Annotated in this window: 1 protein-coding gene, 1 pseudogene and 1 riboswitch; the gene and the pseudogene both read left to right on the forward strand. The window is 70.2% G+C overall.

What is annotated here, in order from left to right; genetic code table 11:
* Window positions 1-389 (forward strand): ribulose-phosphate 3-epimerase (locus ACFQ36_RS22885; protein WP_377017890.1); only part of this gene is annotated, 389 nt, incomplete at its 5' end.
* A gap of 100 nt (window positions 390-489) precedes the next feature.
* A riboswitch (FMN riboswitch) is annotated at window positions 490-638 on the forward strand.
* A gap of 110 nt (window positions 639-748) precedes the next feature.
* Window positions 749-1084, forward strand: a pseudogene (locus ACFQ36_RS22890) (hypothetical protein); the annotation flags it as partial.

A 1084-nucleotide genomic window follows, 5' to 3' on the forward strand; every position in this document is an offset into this window, starting at 1 on the left:
TCGAGGCGGCGACGGCCCCGGTGCGGCTCGCCCGCGAACTTCGCGCCCGCGGGGCCAAGGCGGGCATGGCACTGCGCCCGGCCACCGCCGTCGAGCCGTATCTGGACCTGTTGCCGGAATTGGACCTGCTGCTGATCATGACCGTGGAGCCGGGCTTCGGCGGCCAGGCGTTCCTGGACGTGACGCTGCCGAAGATCCGCCGTGCGGCCGATGCCGTGGCGGGCTCCGGGCTGCCGGTGGCCCTCCAGGTGGACGGCGGGGTCACCGAGGAGACCATCGCCCGCGCCGCCGAGGCAGGAGCCACGGTGTTCGTGGCCGGCTCCGCCGTGTACGGGGCCGAGGATCCGAATGCGGCGATCGCCCGGCTGCGCGCGGCCGCCACCCGGTAGCGCTGTCCGCCTCCACGCCGGTGCCGCCGCGCACTGTTACACCGAATGACTTGAATGTGACATGCCGGCAGTCACTTATGGAACAATGGCAACACGTACAAAACGTGCTCCGGGGTCGGTGAAAGTCCGAACCGGCGGTCATAGTCCGCGACCCGTTGCCGAAGGCCTTCACCAGAGGGCCGGAAGCTGCGGCTGAGCCGGTGGAATTCCGGTACCGACAGTTAGAGTCTGGATGGGAGAAGCACGTACAGGCGGTTTGCGAAGGCGCACCGGCTGCGTTGATCACGCGCAGCCCGGATCCCTTCCCGCCCCGCACTGTCGTTACCCCGGAGCCGCCGCGGCTTAGGAAAGGGGACGGCATGGATCTTCTGCGGTGGCTCTTCAAAGCCCAGCTTCCCGTCGCCGGCAGCGTTCTGCTGCTGCGCGAGGTGCTGGGCGGTTTTTTTGGACTTCTCAGCGCCCTCGGCGGCCACGCGGTGACGCCGACCTGGGCGTCGGGGCGGGCCCGGCTGGGCCTGACGGCGGGCCTGGTGCTGGGCACCGCGGCGCTGACGCTGCTGTTTGCCGCGCCGGGCGTGCCCCTGCTCTTTAGCGCCGGCTACCAAGACACCGCCTTCAGGTGCCTCTTCTACGGCGCGTTCACCATCACGGGCTTCTTCGTCTGGGCGCAGGCCCGGGCGCGCGCGGGCCAGGCG

Source organism: Arthrobacter sp. GCM10027362, assembly GCF_042679445.1.
In the GTDB taxonomy this organism is placed as follows: Bacteria; Actinomycetota; Actinomycetes; order Actinomycetales; family Micrococcaceae; genus Crystallibacter.